This window comes from Corynebacterium sp. NML 150383 (assembly GCF_002285085.1).
GTDB lineage: Bacteria > Actinomycetota > Actinomycetes > Mycobacteriales > Mycobacteriaceae > Corynebacterium > Corynebacterium gottingense.
The window spans coordinates 78925-87290 of sequence record NZ_NSGK01000010.1 but is presented as its reverse complement, the minus strand read 5'-3'; the positions used below and the strand labels follow the sequence as shown (position 1 = coordinate 87290).

The 8366-nt window shown below is 65.2% G+C and carries 7 protein-coding genes and 2 tRNA genes; 2 read left to right on the top strand and 7 right to left on the bottom strand.

Annotation, left to right across the window (positions count from 1 at the left end):
- Positions 1-313 precede the first annotated feature (313 nt).
- Positions 314-1570, bottom strand: coding sequence for a UDP-N-acetylglucosamine 1-carboxyvinyltransferase (murA, locus tag CKJ85_RS09945; RefSeq protein ID WP_095537865.1), 1257 nt, complete (start codon positions 1568-1570; stop codon positions 314-316).
- Positions 1571-1624: 54 nt separating this feature from the next.
- Positions 1625-2464, bottom strand: a complete 840-nt coding sequence (gene ramA / locus CKJ85_RS09940; protein WP_095279018.1) for an acetate metabolism transcriptional regulator RamA — start codon at positions 2462-2464, stop codon at positions 1625-1627.
- Between the two features lie 311 nt (positions 2465-2775).
- Between ramA and cysK the strand changes: the two genes are divergently transcribed.
- Both cysK and epsC read left to right on the top strand, forming a co-directional pair.
- Positions 2776-3711 (top strand): cysteine synthase A, encoded by a 936-nt coding sequence (gene cysK / locus CKJ85_RS09935; RefSeq protein WP_095546610.1) that lies wholly within the window; start codon positions 2776-2778, stop codon positions 3709-3711.
- 100 nt (positions 3712-3811) lie between these two features.
- Positions 3812-4399, top strand: coding sequence for a serine O-acetyltransferase EpsC (gene epsC, locus CKJ85_RS09930; protein ID WP_095279006.1), 588 nt, complete (start codon positions 3812-3814; stop codon positions 4397-4399).
- Positions 4400-4404: 5 nt separating this feature from the next.
- Here epsC and CKJ85_RS09925 read toward each other — a convergent pair whose 3' ends face one another.
- The 5 genes from CKJ85_RS09925 to hutU all read right to left on the bottom strand — a co-directional run bounded on the left by CKJ85_RS09925 (position 4405) and on the right by hutU (position 8261).
- Entirely contained in the window at positions 4405-4701 is a 297-nt protein-coding gene (locus CKJ85_RS09925; protein ID WP_095279007.1) for a GNAT family N-acetyltransferase, read from the bottom strand.
- Between the two features lie 101 nt (positions 4702-4802).
- A tRNA-Phe gene (locus CKJ85_RS09920) sits at positions 4803-4875 on the bottom strand.
- Between the two features lie 21 nt (positions 4876-4896).
- Positions 4897-4970 (bottom strand) — tRNA-Asp (locus tag CKJ85_RS09915).
- A gap of 395 nt (positions 4971-5365) precedes the next feature.
- A complete protein-coding gene (gene hutI, locus CKJ85_RS09910) occupies positions 5366-6556 on the bottom strand; it encodes an imidazolonepropionase (protein WP_095554224.1) in 1191 nt (396 codons plus the stop codon).
- Positions 6557-6566: 10 nt separating this feature from the next.
- Complete coding sequence (gene hutU, locus CKJ85_RS09905; protein WP_095554223.1) at positions 6567-8261, bottom strand: urocanate hydratase; 1695 nt, start codon at positions 8259-8261, stop codon at positions 6567-6569.
- Positions 8262-8366: the final 105 nt, after the last annotated feature.

Here is an 8366-nt window from a genome sequence, read left to right as displayed (position 1 = left end):
CAACACACGCACATTCACTCACCACCAGGCAAATCACCCAGCAGCTGTAAAAAGCGACTTTGTCGACACTACACAAACCACAATCCGAAAGTCAAATCCTTGACCCAACCGGACCGAAGTCCATATTTTCTTATGTCGGCCAGCGATCGTTTTCCTGACCGCCATCTCACCAGCTTTACTCCCTTGCGGAGTCTGTCTGGCGGGGCGTTGTCGGTCTCGCTGACTCACATAAAGTTACACACACCCAAACACCAACACAAATCCCCAGCGTACGGGGCGTAAATCGCACGTTAAAGGTGTCACTTAAATGCGCTTACGCAAGCGAACGCTCGATCTTGCCGCCGAGCTCGTTGATCTGCTCGACAAACTTGGGGTATCCGCGGTCAATGTGGTGGACATCGTGCACGGTCGTCTGTCCATCGGCGACCAGGCCAGCGAGCACGAGTCCGGCGCCGGCCCGAATATCACTGGACCACACGTCAGTCGATGAGAGGTTTTCCACCCCCCTGATCACCACGTGGTGGCCGTCGACATTGGCGTCGGCACCCAGGCGAAGCATCTCGTCAACAAAACGGAAGCGGGCCTCGAACACATTCTCCGTGATCACGGTGACGCCCTCGGCGATCGCGCTGATGGCGATGGCCATGGGTTGCAGATCCGTCGGGAACCCGGGGAACGGCAAGGTTTGGTAGTCCACCGCCTTGGGGCGCTGGTCCATGCGGACGCGGAACCCGTTTTCGTAGGTTTCCACGTTGGCGCCCGCGAGCTTGAGCTTGGACAGCGCAAGGTGCAGGTGGCGCGGGGCGATACCGGTCACAGTGATGTCGCCGCGGGTGATCGCGGCCGCGTATGCCCAGGTCCCCGCCACGATGCGGTCGCCCACCACGGAGTGCTCGGTGGGACGCAGCTCGTCCACACCGTCGATGGTGATGGTGGAGGTGCCAGCGCCGCTGATCTTCGCGCCCATGGAGTTAAGCATGTCGCAGAGGTCGACGACTTCGGGCTCGCGCGCGGCGTTGTCCAGCACCGTTTGCCCCTCCGCGAGGACGGACGCGGTGAGGATGTTCTCGGTCGCGCCGACAGACGGGAAGTCCAGACTGATCTTCGCGCCCGTGAGCTTCTCGGCGCGCGCAACGACGGCGCCGTGCTCGATGTGCGTCGTAGCCCCCAGCTTCTCCAGGCCGGATTGGTGCATATCCAGCGGTCGCGAACCGATCGCGTCGCCGCCCGGCAGCGCCACGTATGCCTCATGGCAGCGCGCCACCAACGGCCCGAGCACGGCGACGGAGGCGCGGAACTGGCGTACCGCATCGAAGTCGGCGCGGGGAGAGACGGTGGCCGGGGTAGTAATGCGGACGGTCGAGCCGTCGATGTCGACGTCACAGCCGAGCCCGATGAGCACGTCGCGCATGAGCGGAACGTCGAGGATTTCGGGGCAGTTGTGCAGCGTTGTCGTGCCCTCCGCCAGGAGTGCCGCGGCCATCAGCTTCAGCACACTGTTTTTCGCGCCGTCGACCTTGACCACGCCTTCGAGTCGGTTACCGCCTGTTACAAGAAATCGTTCTTTCACGGGGCCTACTGTACTCAACTCGGGGTGCGGCGTGGCGTCGATAGGCAAAAAGCGTTACGGCAAGGCACCGATGCGGCGCGCGGCGTTGACCGCCTCGTAGCGGGTGTGCGCGCCGAGTTTGCGCATCACGCTGCGCAGGTAGGACTTGACGGTTTCGGCGCCGATGCCCATTTCTTCGGCCGCCTCGACGTTGGTGTGACCGAGCGCGACGCAGGACAGTACGTCCAGCTCGCGGGCCGAGAGCTTGGTCGACTGCTTGACGCGGACGGGCGAGACCATTTGGTCACACAGCTGCTCGAGCTCCTTGCGGAGCGCGTCGTCGTCGACCCGGTTGGCCAGCATGCGCAGCTTGGAGTGCGTGGAGCGGATCTGCTCCCACTCCGCGCCGTTCATCACGCGCCCCACCTTGGCCGTTCCCTTGCCACCGTCGGCATTGCGGAGCGCGGCGTTCACGGCCAGCTCCTGTTCGAGGGTGCGCGCCGTCATCGCGACCTCCTCGATCACCTTCTCCCCCAGCCGCACCGGCGAGTGGACGCCAACATAGAGGACACCGCGAATATCGCGCAGCACGATGACCGGGACAGCGACAACGGAGTGCAGCCCCTCGTCCTGAATCTGCTTATCGTACTCGTGCGAAATGACCGCCGCACGCGTGTAGTCCGAGACGCCAACGGCGCGCCGCGTACTCACCACGCGACCGCCGACACCGGAGCCGTTGTCCAGCACGAGGTCCTGCAGCGCGGGAGTGCGCAGCCCGATCCACTGGGTGATCTGCAGCCTGTTGTCCGGCAGCAGCGTGCCGTACATGGCAACGGGGATGCCGGTCGCCGTCTTCAGCGCCGTCAGGGCTGCCCGAATCGCGTCGTCATCGTCCTTGATCCGCTGTGCGTCCATGGTCATTGCTGTTGAGCCTTCCACCCATCTGAGTGTCCCCACGGGGCCACCCGCGAGTTGAACTTGACGTTGAATCCCAACCATCATAACGCGACTTTGGGGGTAGCCAAAGTTCACCCCTCCCGCTGTATTTACACGCGCGGGTGTGGTTTTTGGGGGCGGTGGGCCTTCGCTTATCGACGCCCCCGCGCCCCCCTCCCCGCACCAACCAGACTGTTCAGTCTACTCCGGTGAGACTACATAGTCTGTTTTATCCGTGTATAGTTGGCCGCACAACGGATTTGGATATGAACAGCAAGGAGCTGATCACCATGGCAAAGATCGCCAACAACGTCCTCGAGCTCATCGGCAACACCCCGCTGGTTGAACTGCACGGTGTGTCCAAGGATTCCAAGGCCCGCGTGCTGGCCAAGCTGGAGTTCTACAACCCGGCAAACTCGGTCAAGGACCGCATTGGTAAGGCCATCATCGAGGCCGCTGAGAAGTCAGGCGACCTGAAGCCGGGCGGCACCATCGTCGAGGCAACCTCCGGCAACACCGGTATCGCCCTCGCACTGGCTGGCGCGGCCAAGGGTTACAAGGTCATCCTGACCATGCCGGAGACCATGTCCATTGAACGTCGCGTGGTCCTGCGCGCGTTCGGCGCAGAGATCGTCCTCACCCCGGGCGCAGCCGGCATGAAGGGTGCCGTGGAGAAGGCCGACGAGATCGTGGCTAATGATGAAGGCGCGATCCTGGCTCGCCAGTTTGAGAACGAGGCCAACCCGGCCATCCACTACGCCACCACCGGCCCGGAGATCTGGAACGACACCGACGGCGAGGTCGACATCCTCGTCGCGGGTGTGGGCACCGGCGGCACCATCTCCGGTGCCGGCAAGTATCTCAAGGAGCAGAAGCCGGACGTGAAGAACGTGGCCGTCGAGCCCGCTGCGTCCCCGCTGCTGTCCACCGGCGAGGCCGGCCCGCACAAGATCCAGGGCCTGGGCGCCAACTTCATCCCGGGCACCTTTGACCGCAACCAGATCGACGAGATCATCGCCGTCTCCAACGAGGACGCCGTGTCCACCTCTCGCGAGCTGGCTCGCGAGGACGCCGTCCTCGCCGGTATCTCCGCCGGCGCGAATGTGAAGGCCGCACTCGAGCTGGCCGAGCGCCCGGAGAACGAGGGCAAGACCATCGTGGTCATCATCCCGGACTTCGGCGAGCGCTACGTCTCCACCATCCTCTTCGAGGACATCCGCGACTAGCGGAGGCGTTGGCCGCGGACTGCGCGGCGTCGAAAAGCACCACCCCGTGGTGCTTTTTTATTTGCGCGGTTGTCCGAAAAGAGTAGGTAGACTACCCGTCATGCTGAGCGTAATTTCCCGCATGAGAGAAGACCTGGCCAACGCCAGGGAGCACGACCCCGCAGCGCGCGGCGATCTGGAAAACGCGGTGGTGTATTCCGGGCTGCACGCGATCTGGGTCCACCGCATCTGCCACTGGATGTGGGAGCGGGAATGGAAGGGCGCGGCGCGCATCCTCGCGCAGGCCAACCGCTTTTTTACCGGGATTGAGATTCACCCGGGCGCGACCATTGGCCGCCGATTCTTCATCGATCACGGGATGGGCATTGTCATCGGCGAGACCGCCGAGATCGGCGACGGCGTCATGCTTTACCACGGCGTCACCCTCGGCGGGCAGGTGCTGACGCAGACCAAGCGGCACCCGACGATTGGAGACAACGTCACCATTGGCGCGGGCGCGAAGGTGCTCGGTCCTGTCACGATCGGGGCGAACTCGGCCGTCGGCGCGAACGCCGTGGTGACCAAAGACATCCCCGAGAACTCCATTGCCGTGGGCATCCCAGCGAAGGCGCGCGAGCGCAAGGATACGGAGCTGCGGCGCCTGGTGGACCCGGACAGCTACTTCGACAACGGTCAGTACGTCATCTAGGGCGCTTACTCCACCAGGTCCTTGTACTCCGGGTGCTGCACGATGTAGCGGGCGACCGCCGGGCAGGACGGGACAACGCTGAGGTTGTCCCCGCGGGCATCATCAAGCGCGAACTTGATCAGCGGCTTGGACAGGCCCTCGCCGCGAAACTTCGGGTCCACGACGGTGTGCGGCAACTCGCGCGCAGAGCCGCTGTCCTTGTAGGTGGCAAAACCGGCGAGCTCGCCGTCCACGTGGATCTCGTACTGACTCTTGTCCTCATTCTTGGACAGTTCCACGTTTGCTTGTGAAGTCTCGGGCATAATTGCTCCTTCTGAGAAGTCCGTCAGAGAGTGTTCGCTCAATCGGTGGCCCAGCCTACCGAAAGCACGAAGCCCCTCCACAATGTGGAGGGGCTGGGGTGTGGCTAGAGCCAGGATCGAACTGGCGACCCCACACTTTTCAGGCGTGTGCTCTACCGACTGAGCTATCTAGCCAGAACTGCTCAGGCAGTTCAGCGACCCTGACGGGACTTGAACCCGCGACCTCCGCCGTGACAGGGCGGCGCGCTAACCAACTGCGCCACAGGGCCATTATTGTGTTATCTGTGCGATTCCTTCAGTGTGTTGCACTGTCGCTCGCACGAGTTGATACATTACACAGACCCCGTGCGAGCAAGCAAATCGCCTGCGCAGACCCCATTTCCGGGCGGCGCGCTAGGACTCCTGCATTGCGAGGTACCGCCCGGTCTCGGACCCGGTGTGCGCATGCTTGTCCGCGAGCTCCCGCACCGTTCCCGCAGCCACCACCTTGCCACCAGCAGAGCCGGCGCCTGGGCCGAGGTCGATGACGTAGTCCGCGCGCGAGACCAGCGCCAGGTTGTGGTCGACGACGATGGCGTCGTGAGCATCTGCCGCAGCTACTTGGTGGTTCGCACCGTGGAGTGTGGCCCTCGCAGATGCCTATCGACGCCCACGCGAGCCGCCCTTACCCATACACCTTCTTCCCGGCGACCCAGGTCTGCCAGGTGATCGGCATGCCGGGCCGGTACGCCAGGTTGATGGCGTTGTCGGCGTCCAGGATGTGCAGGTCCGCCGCCGCGCCCGGCGCGAGCGTGCCCTTCGCGGGGCGGCCCTGCGGGTCCTTGCCGCCACCGACGTTGTGGCGCCGCAGCGCCTTTGCGCCGCCGGTGGTGGCTGCCTCGATGGCCTCGTCGAGGGTGAGGCGCTGCTGCAGGACCGCGGTGGTCACGCAGAAGTTCATCGAGGAGGTGAAGGACGTGCCCGGGTTGAGGTTGGAGGCGATGGCGACGGTGGCGCCGGCGTCGAGAAGCGCTCGGCCCGGCGCGAGCTCCTCGCGCGTGGACAGGTCACAAGCGGGCAGCAGCGTGGCGACGGTGTCGGAGCCGGCGAGGAGCTGAATGTCCTCGTCGGAAAGGTAGTTGACGTGGTCGACGCTGGCGGCGCCCTGCTCCACGGCGAGCCTCACGCCGGGGCCCTCACCGAGCTGGTTGCCGTGGACGCGCACGCCCAATCCTGCGGCCTTGCCGGCCTCGAGGACGCGGCGGGACTGCGCCTCGTCGAACGCGCCGCGCTCGCAGAAGACGTCGATCCACTGCACGTGGTCCTTCACCGCGTCCAGCATCGGGCCGACGACCTGCTCGAGGTACTCGTCGGCCTCCTCCCCCGGCGGCACGAGGTGGGCGCCGAGGAAGGTGACCTCGTCGACGTGGCGCGAGGCCACGCGCGCGGCCTCCGCCTCGGACTCGACGTTGAGGCCGTAGCCGGTCTTGGTCTCGAAGGTGGTGGTGCCCAGCGCGTAGGCGGCCGCAATGCGCTCGGCCACCAGCTGGTCCAGGCGCTCCTCGCCGGCGGAGCGGGTGGCCTCCATGGTCACTGCGATGCCGCCGGCGGCGTAGGACTCGCCGGCCATGCGGGCCTCGAACTCCTCGGCGCGGTTGCCGTCGAAGACCATGTGCGTGTGCGAGTCCACCCAGCCGGGCAGGACGGCGCGGTTGCCCACGTCCACGGTTTCGGCGTTGCTTGCCTCCGCTGGGGCTTCGGCGGCTGGGCCGACCCAGGCGACCACGCCATCGTCGATAAGCAATGCGGCGTCTTTGATCGTCCCGAGCTCGGAGACGGTGCGGAGCTCTGAAATTCCGGTGATAAGGGTGCTCATGGGTTCCTTTCTACTTGTCGCGTGCGTGGAACTCCATGGGGATGCGCACACCGCGCTCCTTGGCCACCTCGTCGGCGCGGGAGTAGCCGGCGTCCACGTGGCGGATCACGCCCATGCCCGGGTCGTTGGTGAGCACGGCCTTGAGCTTCGCCTCGGCGAGCTCGGTGCCGTCGGCGACGGTGACCTGGCCAGTGTGGATCGAGCGGCCCATGCCCACGCCGCCGCCGTGGTGGATAGACACCCAGGTCGCGCCGCCGGAGACCGCGGTCATGGCGTTGAGCAGCGGCCAGTCAGCGACGGCGTCGGTGCCGTCGAGCATGGACTCGGTCTCGCGGTATGGGGAAGCCACGGAGCCGGAGTCCAGGTGGTCGCGGCCGATGACGATCGGCGCCTTGACCTTGCCCTCCTTGACCAGGTTGTTAAAGATCACGCCGGCTTTGGCGCGCTCGCCGTAGCCCAGCCAGCAGATGCGGGCCGGCAGGCCCTCGAACTCGACGTATTCCTCGGCGGCGTCGAGCCAGCGGTGCAGGTGCTCGTTTTCCGGGAAAGCCTCCTTGATGGCCTGGTCGGTAACCTTGATGTCCTCCGGGTCACCCGACAGCGCGACCCAGCGGAACGGGCCGAGGCCCTCGCAGAACAGCGGGCGGATGTACGCCGGGACGAAGCCCGGGAACTCGAAGGCGCGGGTGTAGCCGGCCTTGCGCGCCTCGTCACGGATGGAGTTGCCGTAGTCAAAGACCTCGGCACCCTCGTCCTGGAATTCCACCATGGCCTGGACCTGCGTGGCCATGGCCTCGCGAGCCTTCTTGGTAAAGGTGGTCGGGTCCTCGTCCGCCTCAGCATCCCAGTTTTCGAACGGGATCTCAGTGGGCAGGTAGGACAGCGGGTCGTGGGCGGAGGTCTGGTCCGTCACGATGTCCACGGTCAGCTCGCCCGCGCGGTGGCGGCGCAGCATCTCCGGGAAGATCTCGGCGGCGTTGCCCACCAGGCCGACGGACAGGGCGCGCTTCTCCTCCTTCGCCTCGGTGACCAGCTTGATGGCCTCCTCGAGGTCAGTCGTGACCTCGTCGAGGTAGCGCTTGCCCTGGCGACGCTTCAGGCGGGCCTCGTCGACGTCCACGATGAGGCAGGCGCCGCCGTTAAGGGTGACGGACAGCGGCTGCGCGCCGCCCATGCCGCCGCAGCCGCCGGTCAGCGTGAGGGTGCCAGCGAGGGTGCCGTCGAAACGCTTCTTCGCCACTGCCGCGAACGTCTCGTAGGTGCCCTGCAGGATGCCCTGGGTCGCGATGTAGATCCAGGAACCGGCCGTCATCTGGCCGTACATCATCAGGCCCTCGTCCTCGAGTTTGCGGAAGTGCTCCCAGTTCGCCCAGTCTCCGACCAGGTTGGAATTGGCAATGAGCACGCGCGGGGCCCACTCGTTGGTCTTCCACACGCCGACCGGCTTGCCGGACTGCACCAGCAGGGTCTCGTCGGACTCGAGGTCCTTCAGGGTTTCCACAATCGCGTCGAACGCCTCCCAGCTGCGCGCGGCGCGGCCGGTGCCGCCATAGACGACGAGGTCGTCCGGGCGCTCCGCAACCTCTGGGTCGAGGTTGTTCTGCAGCATGCGCAGCGGGGCCTCAGTCTGCCAAGACTTCGCGGTAATGTCAGTGCCTCGCGGTGCACGGACCTCGCGCGCGCCTTCAGACCAGTTCTTCGCCATGGAAATGTCCTTTCGTGTTGTCCAACCGACTTACGGTAATAAGAGTAACGGTCATCACAAGAAGACAAAAGGGTGATATACGGTGGGGTGTCTCGTATGCGAGAC